Here is a 16426-nt window from a genome sequence, read left to right on the forward strand (position 1 = left end):
GACTGAACTCAGAAGTCAGCGGGAGCTTCGTCGGTTGCAGTGACGTCAGCACCGATACCGAGCTTTTCCTTGATCTTCTTCTCGATCTCGTCGCGGATATCGGTGTTCTCCAGCAAGAACTTACGAGCATTTTCCTTGCCCTGACCCAACTGGTCACCTTCGTAGGTGTACCAGGAGCCGGACTTGCGGATGAACCCGTGCTCGACACCCATGTCGATGAGCGATCCTTCCTTGCTGATGCCCTGGCCGTAGAGAATGTCGAACTCGGCCTGCTTGAACGGCGGAGCGACCTTGTTCTTGACGACCTTGACGCGAGTGCGGTTACCGACTGCGTCGGTACCGTCCTTGAGAGTCTCGATACGACGGATGTCGAGGCGAACCGAAGCGTAGAACTTCAGTGCCTTACCACCGGTGGTGGTTTCGGGAGAACCGAACATCACGCCGATCTTCTCGCGAAGCTGGTTGATGAAGATGACGGTGGTGCCCGAGTTGTTCATGGCACCGGTGATCTTGCGCAGCGCCTGGCTCATCAGTCGAGCCTGCAAACCGACGTGGCTGTCACCCATCTCGCCTTCGATCTCGGCGCGAGGAACAAGAGCGGCCACGGAGTCGATCACGACGATGTCGAGGGCGCCCGAACGGATCAGCATGTCGGTGATCTCGAGAGCCTGCTCACCCGTATCGGGCTGCGAGACCAGAAGCGCGTCGGTATCGACACCCAGCTTGGCTGCGTAGTCGGGGTCGAGTGCGTGCTCCGCGTCGATGAACGCCGCGATGCCGCCGTTGGCCTGAGCATTGGCAACCGCGTGCAGTGCCACGGTGGTCTTACCCGAGGACTCCGGGCCGTAGATCTCGATGACGCGGCCACGCGGCAGACCGCCGATACCCAGCGCGACGTCGAGCGCGATGGAACCGGTGGGAATGACGGCGATGGGCTGGCGGACACCCTCACCCAGGCGCATCACCGAACCCTTGCCGAAGTTCTTGTCGATCTGCGCCAACGCGAGGTCGAGTGCCTTGTCCCGATCAGGTGCCTGTGGTGCCATCGTGATCCCCATCCTTGTTTCAGTCTTCAGTGCCTGCCTGAGCAGACTCCGTCTCTTCAGCGCCTGCCTGAGCCGACCCTGTTGGTGTGTTGCGATCAGAGTAGATCCGGCCACCGACAGACTTTTCGATCTTGCTTTCGCGCTTGTCGATCACCGCGTTTGTAGGTCACCGCGTTCGTAGAACATCGAAAGTTCGCAGTTACGAAAGGAGCGTCACCACCGAACAGGTTCAGCATAGACGAACACGTGTTCGAACAGAAGATGAGAGACGTTCGACACGCCGAAAATTCAGCGACGGGCGGGTGGTACGTCGAACTCCACGCAGAGCGCGCGCCACACTTCGCGAGGCTCCCAGCCTGCTTCGACGGCCTCCGCGGCAGTCATTCCGTCGAGACTCTGGAGTACATGATCGATCAGCATCGAGTCACCTCGTACCTGCCCGAACTCTTCGCGCACCATTTCATGAAATTCGGTCAACCGCACAGCCGCCACCGTAGTCCACAGAGCGATGCACCTGCATTCAGGCGCAACATGCTCATGCCGTCACACCACCGTTGACCACCTGTCGGCACACCGCCACCGGATCGGTGACCTGCGACGCAGTCGCTGCAGCAGACTTCGCAGCTTCCGCGAATCGCCTGTCGGAGAGCACCTGCAGTACGGCATCGCGAATCGACTGGGCATCTGCGGGCCGCACGATCACCGACGTGCCTGCCCGCGCAGCGCGATTGGCCAACTCCCACTGGTCCCCGCCCCCGGGAACGACGACGGTCGGCACTCCGGCCAGCAAGGCCTTCGCCAACATGCCGTGCCCGCCGCCGCACACCAACACCGCCGCGTCGCGCAGCATCGCGTCCTGACGTCCGAGACCTGCACGAACCCAATCAGGCTGCTCGCCTTCTGCTCCCTCGAGTATCGATGCGATCAGCCTGACACCGGCTCCGTCGAGGCCTTCGACCGTTCCCTCGAACATTCCCACTGCGCCGGTGTGTGCCGTGGACGGCGCCACCATGACCAGCGGCGAGTCACCTGGCGGTGGATCCAGAATCACCTCGGTCGGCTCCCACAGAAGCGGGCCGACGACGTGTGCGTGCTCCGGCCAGTCGGGGCGAGGCACTTCCAGTGCCGGAAGTGTTGCGATCAACCGCGCATGGGGACCGGGATCGAGAGCGGGCAGCCCGACACCTACACGGGCCTGTGAGCGCTGGGCCAACCCTTGCTTGATCGAACGTCCCGTCGCTGCGCGCATCAGGGTGTCCCGGAGTCGACCGCGAATTCCGACGCCGGGCGCGAGCCCACTGCCGATCGGCGGCAGACCGCGCGAGGGTGAGTACAACGGGTGAGGCGAGAGTTCCACCCAGGGGATGCCCAGCCGTTCCGCGGCCAATCCACCTCCGGCAGTAAGGATGTCGGAGACGACAAGATCCGGGGAGACGGATTTCAGGTCGGGAAGCAGTTCGGTGGAAATATAGGCGGCGCGCGAATGAATCCGAGCGCCTGCATCAAGATCGTCGTCTCCCGGCCGCGGGGCCAATCCCTTGAGAGGCTCCGCTTCCACGCCCGCTGCTCGCGCTGCCTCCACCCACCGGGTCCCGGTGTACAGGATGGGGTCGTCGCCGGCCTGGATCAACGCCAGCGACAACGCTATTGCGGGAAAAGCATGACCCGGGTCCGGCCCGGCAACGACGGCTACACGCACCGGATCAGAGTGTCACACCGAGTGAAACGCCTGTTCTGCCGCACCCAGTGCGCGTTCGCGATCCGAAGCCACCAATCCGATTCTGGTCCTGCGATCAAGGACGTCGTCGACATCGAGGGCACCTTCGTGCGATACGGCGAAATCGAACTCGGCGCCGCAGATCTCCAAGTCCGCAACCGTCCGAAGACGATCACTGCTCGCGGAGGCAACGAACTCCGCTTCGGTGCCGTATCGCGCCACGAGGGAGGCGGGAGCCTTGATCTTTTTCAAATCCGCCGCCGATGCAGCACCTACCAGCGGCAACGCGCGTGTCCGGCATACACCGGCGCTCAGCGACCCGACCTCGACCGCAGTGTCGACAGCGTCTTCGGCCATCTTGCGGTACGTCGTGAGCTTGCCGCCCACAACCGTGACCAAGCCCGAAGCCGAACGAACAACAGCGTGATTGCGGGAGAGGTCGGCAGTCGAGCCTTCACCGGTGTCCAGCAAGGGGCGCAGACCCGCAAAAGTCCCCAGAACGTCCTGACGTGTCAGCGGAACTTCCAACGCCGTGTTCACAGTGCTGAGCAGGAAGTCGATCTCTTCCTCGGACGCCGTCGGCACGTCGGGCACTGGCCCCGGCGCTGCTTCGTCGGTCAACCCTAGGTAGATCCGGCCGAGCTGTGCGGGTAGGGCGAAGACGAAACGGTTGGTCTCGCCGGGAATCGGCACAGTCAGTGCTGCCGTGGGGTTACCCAATCGCGCCGCGTCGAGCACCAGGTGCGTTCCGCGGCTGGGGCGAAGAGTGATGCTGGAGTCGACCTGATCAGCCCACACCCCGGTCGCATTGATCACGACGCGGGCACGCATCAAGAATTCGGACCCGGTCAACTCGTCGCGCAAGGTGGCCGATGTCCCGGAGACGTCGTACGCACCGACACGCGTCAGGATTCGCGCGCCGTGGGATGCCGCGGTTCGCGCGATGCCGACGACAAGACGGGCGTCGTCGATGAGCTGCCCGTCGAACGCAGTCAAGGCGCCGCGCAGATTCTCTTGCTTGACCGCAGGGGCCAACTCGCGAGCGCGAGCAGCGCTGACCGTCCTTGATCTGGGTAGCACCGACGCCGGGGTTCGCGCCGACATGCGCAGAGCGTCTCCGGCCAGGAAGCCGGTGCGCACCAGGGCCTTGCCGAAGAACGACGTTTCCGGCAACAGCGGTACGAGTTGAGGCATGGCGCGAACCAGGTGCGGAGCGGTGCGCGTCATGAGAATTCCGCGCTCGACCGCACTTTCACGGGCGATGCCGACATTGCCGGAAGCAAGGTACCGAAGGCCGCCGTGTGCCAGTTTCGAACTCCAGCGGCTGGTGCCGAACGCGAGGTCGTGCTTTTCGACCAGCGCAACACTCAACCCACGAGTCACGGCGTCGAGAGCAACACCGACGCCCGTGATTCCGCCACCGATTACCAAGACGTCGACCGAATCGCCGTTCGCCAACTGCTCGAGCTCACGCGTACGCCGCTGTGCGTTGAGAGCTGAATCGCTGCCTGCTGAATCACTGCCTGCTGAATCTCGAGGGTTCACAGCTATTCTCCCGAATTCTTGACAGGTGCCAGATACGCAGCAACCGCATATCGAAGTTGCTCGACCGAGGCCTCGGAGGAAAGCTCCGATTCGAGTGTCGGTGCGGAGATGACAACGGACTGAGCCATCAGCAGAACCATCGCCGCGATCTCGGTGACGCTTCCCTCGCGAATCGAACCGTCCTGTTGACCGGCCGCGACGACGGAGGTGATCAGCTCGAGAATCGACTTCTGGCTCGCGCCGAGTCGGTCCACGATGTACGTGGTCAGCAATTCTTGATCGGCTTGCCGAATTTTCACGAAGAGCGGATGGTCGCGAATCTGGCCGACGACGTCACCGATCGCCTCCACGAGCGACGTGCCCGCAGACCCGGTGAAGGTCACTTCGGGCAGCACCGATCGGATCTCCCGGGTGAGCAGGTCCGCGACCACGGCCCGCGTGTCCGGCCACCGCCGGTAGACCGTAGGTCGGCTGACGCCGGCTCGACGGGAGATCTCGGCAAGTGTGGTTCGCTGCATTCCGAAATCGAGGACGCACGATCTTGCGGCGTCGAGAATCACGTCGTCGATATCGCGGCTGGGGATGCGCTGACCGTCGGCCTTGCGAGGGGCAATTGGGTCATCTGCGTTACGGATTACCATCGTGTGTAACACAATACCGGACAAGTCACCGGTAATCCTGTCGGGACTTGCGACTTTTCTCGCTCAGAGCTCATCAGAAATAGTACAACTCGAAACCAACTGCGCGCTCGGCATCAAAACCAGGCTTCGGTCCGCTGACCATATCTATCTGTGCGCGGGCCTGTTCCCGGATAGGCACGGCACTCAATGCCGCCAGATAGCGTGCGTGTTCCGCTAATGAATCCACGGCGCGATCGACCGTCGACGTCACGTCGACGCAGTGCGTGGGAGTCATCGTGTTCACCGCGACCCACCGAACACCGGACCACGGCGCCAACCCCTGAGCCGTCAATGACGGAAAGATCCATTCGTTTGCCGCGTCGGCAGTTGCATCCAGGACGCTGATCCCGAGCGCGCGGTGATCCGCACTGTTGAGGTAACCGGGCCCCCAGGTGTGCGAGAAGTTCATCGTGACCACCAATTCCGGACGGTGGCGACGAATTGCAGCGGCAAGAGTCGAGCGCAACTCCAGGCCTTCCACAAGACGACCGTCGGGTAGTCCGAGGAACTCCACCTCACTGACACCGACGATCGCGGCCGAGCGGCGCTCTTCTTCCTCACGGACCGGGCCGGACTCCTCGGGCGACAGACCAGCGATTCCGGCCTCGCCTCGCGTGGCGAGGACATATCGGACGTCCTTGCCGCGTTCCGTCCACTGCGCCACCGCCGCGGCTGCGCCGTACTCGACGTCGTCGGGATGCGCCACGATGACAATCGCGCGCTGCCAGTCCTCGGGGAAATTTTCCATAGGGCCGATCTTGCCTGTCAGAACCGCGAAGCGGGCGAATTGTCGTCACTTCCCGACATCGCCTTCACCAGGAAGTAGATTCCGAAGCCGACAGCGCCGACCACCAGGATCCAGAAAAGCCCTTTGATCAGGGCACCGACCACAGCGAGTGCAACCCACACCAGTACGACGGCCAAAACGATCTTCCAAAACATGCTTACCTCCAACGTGCCGTTGAATAATCGGTCGAATCGGACAGGTGCTACGTCGTCCGTAGAACCAGCCTGACAGGTCTTGCGTGACAAAGCAGCAGCTCAGCGGCAAGTTCAGGTAAAGATCAGGGTTCACCCCGAGACCGCCCCTCGCGCAGGTCAGGTGTCCAACCCCTTGCAGCGTGCGACTGGCGTAAACTCGCGAAGTTCCATCCCGTACGCCGAAGGAGCACGTCCGCAGTGTCTACGACCCGTTTCCCCGCTCGCGATCTCGCGCATGTAGCCGTCTTCGCCGCACTCATCATCGCGCTGGGCCTACCCGGGTCGATCAACATCGGTATTTCCGGCGTACCGATCACCCTTCAGTCCATGGGCGTCATGATGGCCGGCGCTCTGCTCGGACCGCGCAAGGGGGTTCTCGCCGTTCTGACGGTCATCGCCCTGGGATTGGTGGGACTACCGGTCCTTGCCGGCGGTCGTACCGCACTCTTCTCGCTGTCGAGCCCGACGGCCGGATTCCTCATCGGTTGGATCCCGACGGCATTCGTCATCGGGTGGCTGACTGCAAAGATGCTGCCGAAGTACCGGATCATCGCGGGCATCGGCATCAACCTTCTCGGCGGGGTCGTCATCCTCTACGCGTTCGGCATCGTCGGAATGATGATCCGCGGACACATGAGCTTCCTGGCTGCCTGGTCGGCCAACGCTGCCTTCATTCCTCTCGACGCGGCAAAGGCCGTGGTCACCGCGCTCGTCGCGTCCCAGGTCCATCGCGCATATCCGGCACTCTTGCGTGATTCGGTGATCTCGTCCACCAAGACCGTGGTGGCGAATTAATCTCCGATGAGTGAGATCGTCTTCGAGAACGTCGGCCACAGCTTCGGTGAACGAACAGTCCTGCAGCAGATAAATCTGCGACTGAGCGAGCAGCGAATCGGGATCGTGGGTGCGAACGGAAGCGGCAAGTCGACCCTCGCTCGCATGATCAACGGGCTGGTCGTACCAACCGAAGGGCGCGTCCAGGTGAACGGCCTGGATACCGCGAAGAAGGGCCGCGACGTACGCAAGCAGGTCGGGTTCGTCTTCACCGATCCCAACCATCAGATCGTGATGCCGACGGTGGCCGAGGACATCGAATTCTCGCTCCGTCGTAGTGGTTTAGGCAAAATTGAGCGCACCGCCAAGGTCACCTCGGTTCTGCAGCGCTACGGTCTCGCCGGGCACGCCGACCATCCCACCCACCAGCTTTCCGGTGGGCAGAAGCAGCTTCTCGCGCTTGCAGCCATCATGGTGACGGAGCCGAACGTACTCGTCGCCGACGAGCCCACCACGCTCCTCGATCTTCGCAACTCGCGACTCATCAGCTCGGTGTTCGAGTCACTCGATCAACAACTGATCGTCGTGACCCACCAACTCGATCTCCTCGAATCCTTCGAACGGGTATTGGTTGTCGACCAAGGCCGTGTCGTCGCTGACGGCTCCCCCGCCGACTCGATCGGCCATTACCGGTCGTTGGTCTCGTGACCACACTCGGCGTCTACCGGCCGGGCACGTCGCTCCTGCATCGGATGCCGACGGGGATCAAGCTCCTCGGATTGATCGTGGCCATCCTCGCCGTCTCGATCTTCGTACGTGAGCCGTGGCAACTGGCACCTCCCGCGATCGTCGTCGTCGCGCTCTACGTCATTGCACGCATCCCGCCGATGACGGCGATCCGGCAGCTGCGACCTGCACTGTGGATGTTGCTGTTCATCGGCGCGTTCCAGCTGGTGGTCGCGGGATGGCAGCGAGCGGCGGTCGTTTGCGGCGTTCTGATCATCTCGATTGCCTTAGCGGCGATCATGGGTCTGACCACGCGGATCTCCGAGATGCTCGACGCGATCACCAGATTCCTGACACCCTTGCGACGCTTCGGCGTCAACCCCGAACGGATCGCCTTGCTCCTGGCAATGACGATCCGGTGCATCCCACTTATGTTCGAGGTCATCACACAGGTATCAGAAGCACGCAAGGCACGAGGGCTCGGCTTCTCGCTCCGTTCCTTCGCAGTGCCGGTCATCGTCGGCACCCTGATGACCGCGGATGCGATGGGTGAAGCATTGGCAGCCCGCGGCGCCGACGACTGAGCGCCGATCAGACCAGGAACTGTCAGCTGTACTTGCGGGTGATGTCGTCCACCTCGCCGATGGCGTCGGCAAGCGCCGAAAGTCGCTCGGCGGCCGCGTGCAGCGCCGAGAGTTCTCGGTTGAATCCCACGAGCGCCGAAGGGCTGTGAGGCGCAGTCAGTGCGGCGGCCGAGGTCACCAGATCCTCGTACTGATCCAACCCCGACTGCAACTCACGAACTGCGCCGTCGATGGTGGGATCCAGAGGCTCAGTCACTTTGGGCGTTGCGGCCACCGCACGTTCCATCGCGACCACGTCCGAAGACACCGCGAACATCGCTCTGAGTGCCGAATCGGCGGTAGCGGTGATTTCGTCCAGCTCACCGGGGTCGATGGTGTCGGCGCGTCTGAGAACACTCAAAATCTCGAACAGCGACGTCTCGGCACCGATGAGGCGCGACATCGGAATGAACGCGCGAGACGACGACGGTGGCAATCGTCTGCGAATCGGCGCGGACGGCGGAGGGCCGGAGCTCATCGAACGGTAACGGCCGACCGCGATGACGGCGGGAACCGCGAACAGTGCCGCTCCCCCGCCAGCCACGACCACCGACCACTCGGGAGCCGCCGCAACCGCGAGGCCGGCAGTGCCGACCACTGAACCGCCGGACATGAATCCCCATCGCTGCGCCCGTCGACGCGCACGGGCACGCTTGCGCTCGAACTTGGCACGCGGATCCTGCCACCGCCGAGCGGCATCCGCCGCAGACAGACCAACCTCACGCAATGTATCCGCGGTGCGTCCCAACGCCCCGAAGGCGCCGGATACGGAAACGGGAACGGCCGACCGGGGCTCACGCCCAGATCGACCGTCTCGCGAAGAAAACATCAGATCATCACTGCCGACATCGAGGATTCGGCTACTGTCCGGTCTGACCGGCAGCCGGGGGCTGCTTCTCGACGGACGGAGTCGCGGGAGTGGCTGCTGCGCCGCCGGAAGGCAGTGCCTCGCCCTTCATGGATGCACGAATCTGCTCGAGGCGACTGTGCCCTGCCATCTGGACCGAGGCCTGCTGGACCTCCATCATGCGGCCCTGGACGGAGTTCTGGGCGAGCTCGGCTGAGCCGAGTGCGTCAGCGTAGCGGCGCTCGATCTTGTCGCGCACAGCATCGAGGCTGGGTGTGTTGCCGGGAGCCGACAGCGTGCTGTCCATGGAACGAAGCGACTCGCTCACGCGCTCCTGCATCTTGGCCTGCTCGAGCTGGCTGAGCAGCTTGGTGCGCTCGGCAACCTTTGCCTGCAGAGTCATCGCGTTCTGCTCGACGGCCTTCTTGGCCTGAGCGGCTGCCTGCAAGGACTGGTCGTGCAGTGCCTTCAGATCCTCGACGCCCTGCTCGGCCGTCACCAACTGAGCCGCAAAAGCCTCGGCGGCGTTGGTGTATTGGATCGCCTTGTCGTTGTCGCCCGCAGCAGCAGCCTGATCGGCAAGGTTGACGGCTTGGCGCGCGTTGGCGTTGAGCTTCTCGACCTCGTCGAGTTGACGGCTGAGCTTCATCTCGAGTTGACGCTGATTACCGATCACCGACGCAGCCTGCTGGGACAACGCCTGATGCTGGCGCTGTGCGTCCTCGATCGCCTGCTGAATCTGAACCTTTGGATCTGCCTTCTCATCGATCTTCGAATTGAAGAGCGCCATCAGGTACTTCCAGCCCTTGACGAAAGGATTAGCCATTGGTTTGATCCTGCCTCCATCTGATGCGCCGCGCCGAACGCGACCCGGAGCGCGACCGTCGCGCACCGAAACAAGGGCTGCGCCCTATCTGCTCTGACCCCACCTGCTGGAAACCGGCGGTTACGTACAAAATCTATCGGTTACGGCCGGTAGTGGCTACGCCGCCGCCAACCTTCGAGCGTTCGGTGCCGGAATCACGACGCGGGTATCGCGTGCGATAGTCGGCGAACCGGAAGCCGAGACAGTGCCGGATGCCGACACGGCAGGTTCGGTGACCTGTCGACCAGCTACCGGAGAGCTCTTCTTGGTCGCCAAGGTCTCGCTCACATCGACCAGCACGTCGGACAGTGGGACTGCGAGCGCATCACAGATCGCTGCCAACAGTTCGCTCGATGCTTCCTTACGTCCACGTTCCACTTCGGACAGATAGCCCAAGCTCACACGCGCGCTGTTCGACACCTCACGTAGCGTGCGGCTCTGCGAAACGCGCGTACGCCGGAGACTGTCACCGATTGCCTCACGCAATAGCAGCGCCATCTCGCTCCTCCTTCATCCGTGACCTCATCGTGCATGGTCGTACGTCTTCACAATCGTCAACGTCCGAACACATCCGATTGGTTCCCGAGCCTATCGTGCCGCACGCTCTACGACACGATCACGCAACCGCGACACGGCAGTCGCGACTGCCGTTGTCCGAATCTCCCACCGTTCGCCGCCGAGCGCGAGCGGTACGCATTCGGTTCCGTCCGGGCCGGCGATACCGAGAAACACCGTTCCGACCGGGTGTCCGTCCTGCTCACTCGGACCGGCAACTCCGGTCAGTCCGATACCCCAGTCGGCACCGCACCTCGTCCGGGCGCCGAGCGCCAAAGCCACGGCGGTGCTCTCGGATACGGGACCGTCTGACGCCAGGAGCTCGGGATCCACGCCGGCCAGAGTTGCTTTCAGGTCGGTCGCATACACGACCAGGCCCCCACGCAGCACCGCGCTCGACCCCGGCACGGACGCGACCGCAGCCGTGAACAATCCGGCCGTCAGAGATTCGGCGGCGGCGACAGTCTGCCTCGCGGCGCCGAGGGCGTCGACGAGTTCGACCACTCCGAGTCCGAGCAGCGGGTCGATCATGACTCGACTGCGCGAACTCCGGCGCGAAGCCTGACCGCCTGCACGATGTATTCGATTCCCGTCGCCACGGTCAGTACGACGGCAGCAGTCATCAGCAGTCCGCTGACGATGTCCCAACTGCTCGGCAGCGGGCAGAGGTAGAAGCCGATCGCTACGGCCTGTACGAGTGTCTTGAGCTTGCCACCCTTGCCTGCCGGGATGACCGCGTGCCGCAGGACCGCGAACCGCAACAGAGTGATTCCGAGTTCTCGTACGATGATCACCCCGGTCACCCACCACGACAGATCGCCGAGAAGCGAGAGCCCGATGAGCGCGGCTCCGATCAATGCCTTGTCCGCGATCGGGTCCATGAGTTTCCCGAAATCGGTGACCAGACCGTATTTCCGCGCCAATTGACCGTCGATTCGATCCGTGATCGCGGCGACGATGAACACGCCCATCGCTCCGAGACGCCACCACGTCGAGTGTCCGCCGTCGACGAACAGAACAACGAGAAACACCGGAACGAGAACCATTCGCACCATCGTGAGAATGTTCGCGATGTTCAGCAACGGAACCGGGTTGTCCGCGACAGGTGTGCCGTCGGACGGGCCGACGGCGGCGCGATGGGCGTCGGTCTGATCGCGCGGGGTACTCATCGAATCACCGCACGGGCGGTGAGCCGAACCCGGGATACAGCCGAGCGGCGCGGGAATTGCGTGGGGCGGACAGGCACGCGACTTAGAATATCGGTAGGGCCATTGACTAATGTGCACCACATGACTTCGACCGCGCCGACCTATACCGAGAGCCAGTTGATCGTGCGTCGCGCGCGAACGTCGGACATCCCCGAAATCAAGCGCCTGATCGACATCTACGCCGGCAAGATCCTGCTCGAGAAGAATCTCGTGACGCTGTACGAGGCTGTTCAGGAGTTCTGGGTCGCTGAGCGGGGCGACCAGGTAATCGCTTGCGGCGCACTGCATGTACTGTGGGCAGACCTGGGCGAGATCCGCACCGTCGCAGTCGATCCGACCGCCAAGGGACAGGGTGCGGGTTTCCACGTCGTCGACAAACTCATCGAGGTCGCCAAGGAATTGGAGTTGGAACGACTGTTCGTTTTGACGTTCGAGACCGAGTTCTTCCACCGTCACGGATTCGCGGAGATCGACGGCACTCCCGTCACCGCCGAGGTCTATGCCGAAATGTGTCGTTCCTACGATGCCGGCGTCGCCGAGTTCCTCGATCTGAGCTATGTGAAACCCAACACACTCGGCAATACTCGCATGCTTCTGACTCTCTGAGCCGTTCAGACTCTTCACACATCCCTGTTTCGATCCCCGTCCCGAAAGCGGTTCACGATGTCGTTGTTCCTCGTCGAATACACCTATGCGCCCGAGAAAAATCCTCAGCGCGACGAACTCCGCAGCGATCACCGCGCGTGGCTCGCCGATCTGGTTTCCCGCTCGATCGTGTTGTCTTCAGGTCCGTTTGCAGATGGAAACGGCGCGCTGATCATCGTCGACGCCGCTGACACCGATACCGTTTCGCTTCTCTTCACCCACGATCCGTTCGCGATCGCCGACCTGATCGAAAACGTCCGGATCACCGAGTGGGTGCCGGTTCTGGGCCAGTTCAGCGCCTGACGACACAAGCCCCGGCTTTACTCCCCGGCCCGGTCGCGGGTCTTCAACAGGCTCGCGACCGTTGTCACCGCCAGCACTCCGATGATGACTCCGAGTGAGAGTGCCGTCGAGATTTCCGGCACCGAGACGTGTTCACCGCCGTTGACGAACGAGAGCGTGTTCTCGTGCAACGCGTGCAATACCAGTTTCACGCCGATGAACGCCAGAATTATCGAGAGCCCGTACGAGAGGTAGACGAGTCGTTCGAGCAACCCGCCGATCAGGAAGTACAGCTGCCGTAGGCCCATCAGCGCGAAGGCGTTGGCAGTGAACACCAGGTACGGTTCCTGCGTCAGACCGTAGATCGCCGGAATCGAATCGAGCGCGAAGAGCACGTCGGCGAACCCGATTGCGATGAGCGCCAACAACAACGGTGTCACGACGCGCTTGCCGTCGATCCGGGTGATCAGTTTGTCCCCGTCGTATTCCTCGGTGGTGGGCAGTACCCGCTTCACGAGCGAGATGATGCGACTGTCGCGCTTCTCCTCCGCTTCCTTCTCGTGGCCGTGATCGCGGATCAGGGTGTATGCGGTGTAGATCAAAAATGCACCGAATAGGTAGAACACCCAGCTGTACGCGTTGATGGCGGCCGCGCCGACGCCGATGAAGATTCCGCGCATCACCAGCGCGAGGACGATGCCGATCAGCAGAACTTTCTGCTGGAACTCTCGCGGGACGGCGAACGTCGACATGATGATCACGAAGACGAACAGATTGTCTACCGAGAGCGCCTTTTCCGTGACGTAGCCGGCGAAGTACTCACCGCCGTACGTCGTACCCCAGATCCACATCACGACCAGGCCGAAGACGATGGCTATCGAAATGTAGACCGTCGACCAGAATGCCGACTCCCGGAAAGTCGGCGCATGTGGCGTGCGCACGTGGGCGAAGAAGTCGAAGACGAACAGGCCGAGGATCACCACGATCGTGATTCCCCAAGCCAACTGCGTCACATGCACGGGTTCCTCCGGTCGTCTGTCGACGGCTTGTCCGCCGAGGTGTCGCTACTCGTCTGCGGGTGCCTCGTCCGGGTCGCCACCGCGAATCGACCACAGCAGACCGTCGAGTTCCTCAGGCTTCATCAAAACCTCGCGTGCCTTCGAGCCCTCGCTGGGGCCGACGACACCACGATTTTCCATGAGATCCATGAGTCGGCCTGCCTTGGCGAACCCGACGCGCAGCTTGCGCTGCAGCATCGACGTCGATCCGAACTGACTCGTGATGACCAATTCCACGGCCTGCAAGAGGACGTCCATGTCGTCGCCGATGTCGGGGTCGACGTCCTTCTTCTCCCCGGCCTTCTGCGCCGTGACGCCTTCGGTGTACTCGGGCTCGGCCTGGTTCTTCGCGAAGTCGACAACCGCAGAGATTTCCTCGTCGGTGATGAACGCGCCCTGCATACGGGTCGGCTTGCCGGCGCCCATGGGCAGGAACAAGCCGTCACCCATACCGATGAGCTTCTCGGCGCCGGGCTGATCGAGGATGACTCGCGAGTCCGTGAGCGAGGACGTCGCGAACGCCAGACGCGAAGGCACGTTGGTCTTGATCAGGCCGGTGACGACGTCGACGGACGGGCGCTGTGTTGCCAGCACCAGGTGGATACCGGCCGCACGGGCTTTCTGGGTGATGCGGACGATTGCTTCCTCGACGTCGCGCGGAGCGGTCATCATGAGGTCGGCCAACTCGTCCACGATCGCCAGGATGTACGGGTACGGGCGGTAGACGCGCTCGCTGCCCAGCGGCGCGGTGATTTCGCCGGACTTGACCTTGGAGTTGAAGTCGTCGATGTGACGCACTCGATTAGCCTGCATGTCCTGGTAGCGCTGTTCCATCTCCTCGACCAACCAGGCCAGCGCTGCCGCTGCCTTCTTGGGCTGAGTGATGATCGGCGTGATCAGGTGCGGGATACCTTCGTACGGCGTGAGCTCGACCATCTTGGGGTCGATGAGGATCATCCGTACTTCTTCCGGCGTCGCCCGGGTCAGCAGTGACACGAGCATCGAGTTCACGAAGCTCGACTTACCCGAGCCGGTCGAACCTGCCACCAGCAAGTGGGGCATCTTCGCGAGGTTCGCACTGACGAAGTCACCTTCGATGTCCTTACCCAGACCGATCACCAGTGGATGGTGATCGCGTCGGGTGCTCGGCGCGTTCAGCACGTCGGCGAGGCGAACCATTTCACGGTCGGAGTTCGGCACCTCGATACCCACCGCGGACTTACCCGGAATGGGGGCGAGGAGGCGGACGTTGTCGGTTGCCACCGCATAGGCGATGTTGCGGGCGAGCGCAGTGATCTTCTCGACCTTCACACCGGGTCCGAGTTCGACCTCGTAGCGCGTCACTGTCGGCCCGCGGGTGAATCCGGTAACGGCGGCGTCGATCTTGAACTGTTCGAGGACCTCGCTGATCGCTTCGATCATCGCGTCGTTCGCAGAACTGCGGAGCTTGGGCGGATCGCCCTCGATCAGCAACGTCGTCGGCGGGAGGTTGTAGTCGCCGTCGGTCACCCGATCGGTGACGAAGTGTTCCTTCTCCTCCGGCTCCGGTTCGGGTTTCGGCACGGGCTTGGCGATGGGTACCGAACGAGCCGGCACCTTGGGGCGCGGCGCCGGTGTCTCCACGACGGGCGCTGCCGCAGCCACGACGGGCTCGTCGGGCTCTGCGGTTTCGTCGGCGTTCCACAGACCGAGTACTTCGGTCTTCTTGTCTCCGGATTCGAACTCGTCCGTCGGGTAGTTGTCGATCGGCGCGCGTCGGCTGGTCCGCTTGGCGGGCTTGAGCGGCGGCTCGGCGTAGGTGTCGACCGGGTAGCCGTCGGCGTCGAACAGAGAAGGATCGTAAGCCGATTCGCCGTAGTGGTGCTCGCCGTCCTCGTCGAATTCGGATCCGTAGTCGCCGTATTCGTCCGAGCGGTACGAGGCCCCGAAGAAGGACTGGAACTTGCTCGGAACCTCACGCAGAGTCGTTCCGGTCAGAAGCAGGATTCCGAATCCGGTGGCGATGACCAACAGCGGCGCCGACAGCCAAACGGTGAGGCCGTTGGTCAGCGGACCTCCCACGACGTATCCGACAAACCCTGCGCCGTTGGAGCGGCCGGTCGCGTCTGTCGGCGATCCGGAGATGATGTGCCACAGGCCGAGTGCAGGCAGACCGACCAGCAACGATCCCATGATCAATCGAGGTCGGATCTCAGGTTTGGGTTCCGTGCGCATCAACAGGATCGCGAGGCCGACGCCGACGATGGGGAGCACAGCCGAAGCCGCGCCGAAAATCGCCCGCACGAGGGTATCGATGCCACCGCCGATCGGACCTCCGGCCTTGAACCAGACTCCGCCGGCGATGACGACGCTGAATGCGATCAGGCCGAGCGCTATTCCGTCGCGGCGATGGCCAGCTTCGATCTCGCCGACCTTGCTGACCGTGCGCGTAGTGGCGCCGACACCGCGGGCAGCCAGGGACCACCCCGCGCCGATCCCCTTGCCGACCGCCGCCAACGGGCTGGCCCGCTGAGACGTTTTCGATACGGGTCGGCGCGAAGCCGAAGATGTACCGGACGACTTCTTCGGCGCAGGCTTGGAGCCTTTCCCCGAAGCGGGACGGCCACCGGCTTTGGCCGACGTCGTGACATTTCGAGGAGTCGAGACGGTCCGCGTGGTGCGCGATGTGCGGGGTTTTGCGGTCGCTCGCGCGCTCGGCGCAGACGCTGACGACCTGGTCGATGCCCTGGACGTGGACGTGCTTGTACTGGATCCCCGGGCGCTCGACTTACCTGCCATGGAGTTCAGGCTAGTCTGTGCGACCCCATCTGGACCATCCGCAACACCAGCAACACAGGTCGCGAGTGCGAAACGTGATCTTCACAACCCGCCTGG

At 62.9% G+C, this 16426-nt stretch carries 19 protein-coding genes; 5 read left to right on the top strand and 14 right to left on the bottom strand.

What is annotated here, in order from left to right; all coding sequences use genetic code 11:
* Positions 1 to 8: 8 nt before the first annotated feature.
* The 7 genes from recA to ACSW29_RS23060 all read right to left on the bottom strand — a co-directional run bounded on the left by recA (position 9) and on the right by ACSW29_RS23060 (position 5942).
* Entirely contained in the window at positions 9 to 1046 is a 1038-nt protein-coding gene (gene recA / locus ACSW29_RS23030) for a recombinase RecA (protein ID WP_007735170.1), read from the bottom strand.
* A 288-nt stretch (positions 1047 to 1334) separates the two neighbouring features.
* Positions 1335 to 1529, bottom strand: coding sequence for a DUF3046 domain-containing protein (locus ACSW29_RS23035; RefSeq protein WP_003942185.1), 195 nt, complete (start codon positions 1527 to 1529; stop codon positions 1335 to 1337).
* A 52-nt stretch (positions 1530 to 1581) separates the two neighbouring features.
* Positions 1582 to 2745 carry a glycosyltransferase gene (locus ACSW29_RS23040; protein WP_448278381.1) on the bottom strand — a complete coding sequence of 388 codons (1164 nt, stop codon included), beginning with the start codon at positions 2743 to 2745 and terminating at the stop codon, positions 1582 to 1584.
* Between the two features lie 12 nt (positions 2746 to 2757).
* A complete protein-coding gene (locus ACSW29_RS23045; RefSeq protein ID WP_448278382.1) occupies positions 2758 to 4308 on the bottom strand; it encodes a glycerol-3-phosphate dehydrogenase/oxidase in 1551 nt (516 codons plus the stop codon).
* Positions 4309 to 4310: 2 nt separating this feature from the next.
* Positions 4311 to 4949 carry a TetR/AcrR family transcriptional regulator gene (locus ACSW29_RS23050; protein ID WP_317828582.1) on the bottom strand — a complete coding sequence of 213 codons (639 nt, stop codon included), beginning with the start codon at positions 4947 to 4949 and terminating at the stop codon, positions 4311 to 4313.
* 73 nt (positions 4950 to 5022) lie between these two features.
* Positions 5023 to 5736: a PIG-L deacetylase family protein gene (locus ACSW29_RS23055; RefSeq protein WP_347872604.1), complete on the bottom strand. Its 714-nt coding sequence runs from the start codon at positions 5734 to 5736 to the stop codon at positions 5023 to 5025.
* Positions 5737 to 5753: 17 nt separating this feature from the next.
* Positions 5754 to 5942 carry a hypothetical protein gene (locus ACSW29_RS23060; protein WP_420030497.1) on the bottom strand — a complete coding sequence of 63 codons (189 nt, stop codon included), beginning with the start codon at positions 5940 to 5942 and terminating at the stop codon, positions 5754 to 5756.
* A 225-nt stretch (positions 5943 to 6167) separates the two neighbouring features.
* Between ACSW29_RS23060 and ACSW29_RS23065 the strand changes: the two genes are divergently transcribed.
* Genes ACSW29_RS23065 through ACSW29_RS23075 form a run of 3 tightly spaced genes read left to right on the top strand, consistent with a single transcriptional unit; the run spans position 6168 to position 8053 of the window.
* The gene (locus ACSW29_RS23065) at positions 6168 to 6764 is read left to right on the top strand and encodes a biotin transporter BioY (RefSeq protein ID WP_448278383.1); all 597 of its coding nucleotides are present in this window, start codon (positions 6168 to 6170) and stop codon (positions 6762 to 6764) included.
* 6 nt (positions 6765 to 6770) lie between these two features.
* On the top strand, positions 6771 to 7451 hold the full coding sequence (locus ACSW29_RS23070; protein WP_347872603.1) for an energy-coupling factor ABC transporter ATP-binding protein: 681 nt from the start codon (positions 6771 to 6773) through the stop codon (positions 7449 to 7451).
* Entirely contained in the window at positions 7448 to 8053 is a 606-nt protein-coding gene (locus ACSW29_RS23075) for an energy-coupling factor transporter transmembrane component T family protein (RefSeq protein ID WP_230817132.1), read from the top strand. Before ACSW29_RS23070 ends, ACSW29_RS23075 begins: the two co-directional genes overlap by 4 nt.
* Before the next feature lie 22 nt (positions 8054 to 8075).
* On the opposite strand, the gene pspM is transcribed toward ACSW29_RS23075, so the two are convergent.
* From pspM to pgsA, 5 genes are all read right to left on the bottom strand, one after another.
* Positions 8076 to 8921, bottom strand: a complete 846-nt coding sequence (gene pspM, locus ACSW29_RS23080) for a phage shock envelope stress response protein PspM (protein ID WP_230817131.1) — start codon at positions 8919 to 8921, stop codon at positions 8076 to 8078.
* 31 nt (positions 8922 to 8952) lie between these two features.
* Entirely contained in the window at positions 8953 to 9765 is an 813-nt protein-coding gene (pspA, locus tag ACSW29_RS23085) for a phage shock protein PspA (protein WP_003942098.1), read from the bottom strand.
* Between the two features lie 156 nt (positions 9766 to 9921).
* Positions 9922 to 10302: a helix-turn-helix domain-containing protein gene (locus ACSW29_RS23090; protein ID WP_230817130.1), complete on the bottom strand. Its 381-nt coding sequence runs from the start codon at positions 10300 to 10302 to the stop codon at positions 9922 to 9924.
* Between the two features lie 90 nt (positions 10303 to 10392).
* Positions 10393 to 10890 (bottom strand): CinA family protein, encoded by a 498-nt coding sequence (locus ACSW29_RS23095; RefSeq protein ID WP_230817129.1) that lies wholly within the window; start codon positions 10888 to 10890, stop codon positions 10393 to 10395.
* Entirely contained in the window at positions 10887 to 11528 is a 642-nt protein-coding gene (pgsA, locus tag ACSW29_RS23100; RefSeq protein WP_448278384.1) for a CDP-diacylglycerol--glycerol-3-phosphate 3-phosphatidyltransferase, read from the bottom strand. Before pgsA ends, ACSW29_RS23095 begins: the two co-directional genes overlap by 4 nt.
* Positions 11529 to 11648: 120 nt before the next feature.
* Between pgsA and ACSW29_RS23105 the strand changes: the two genes are divergently transcribed.
* Together ACSW29_RS23105 and ACSW29_RS23110 are read left to right on the top strand one after the other, a co-directional pair.
* Positions 11649 to 12173, top strand: a complete 525-nt coding sequence (locus ACSW29_RS23105) for an amino-acid N-acetyltransferase (protein ID WP_019748183.1) — start codon at positions 11649 to 11651, stop codon at positions 12171 to 12173.
* A gap of 57 nt (positions 12174 to 12230) precedes the next feature.
* Entirely contained in the window at positions 12231 to 12515 is a 285-nt protein-coding gene (locus tag ACSW29_RS23110) for a YciI family protein (protein WP_230817127.1), read from the top strand.
* Positions 12516 to 12532: 17 nt separating this feature from the next.
* Here ACSW29_RS23110 and ACSW29_RS23115 read toward each other — a convergent pair whose 3' ends face one another.
* Positions 12533 to 13513 carry a TerC family protein gene (locus ACSW29_RS23115; RefSeq protein WP_317828587.1) on the bottom strand — a complete coding sequence of 327 codons (981 nt, stop codon included), beginning with the start codon at positions 13511 to 13513 and terminating at the stop codon, positions 12533 to 12535.
* Positions 13514 to 13558: 45 nt separating this feature from the next.
* On the bottom strand, positions 13559 to 16330 hold the full coding sequence (locus ACSW29_RS23120; protein ID WP_317828588.1) for a DNA translocase FtsK: 2772 nt from the start codon (positions 16328 to 16330) through the stop codon (positions 13559 to 13561).
* Positions 16331 to 16426 lie beyond the last annotated feature (96 nt).

The sequence above is a fragment of the Rhodococcus sp. GB-02 genome, assembly GCF_053470465.1.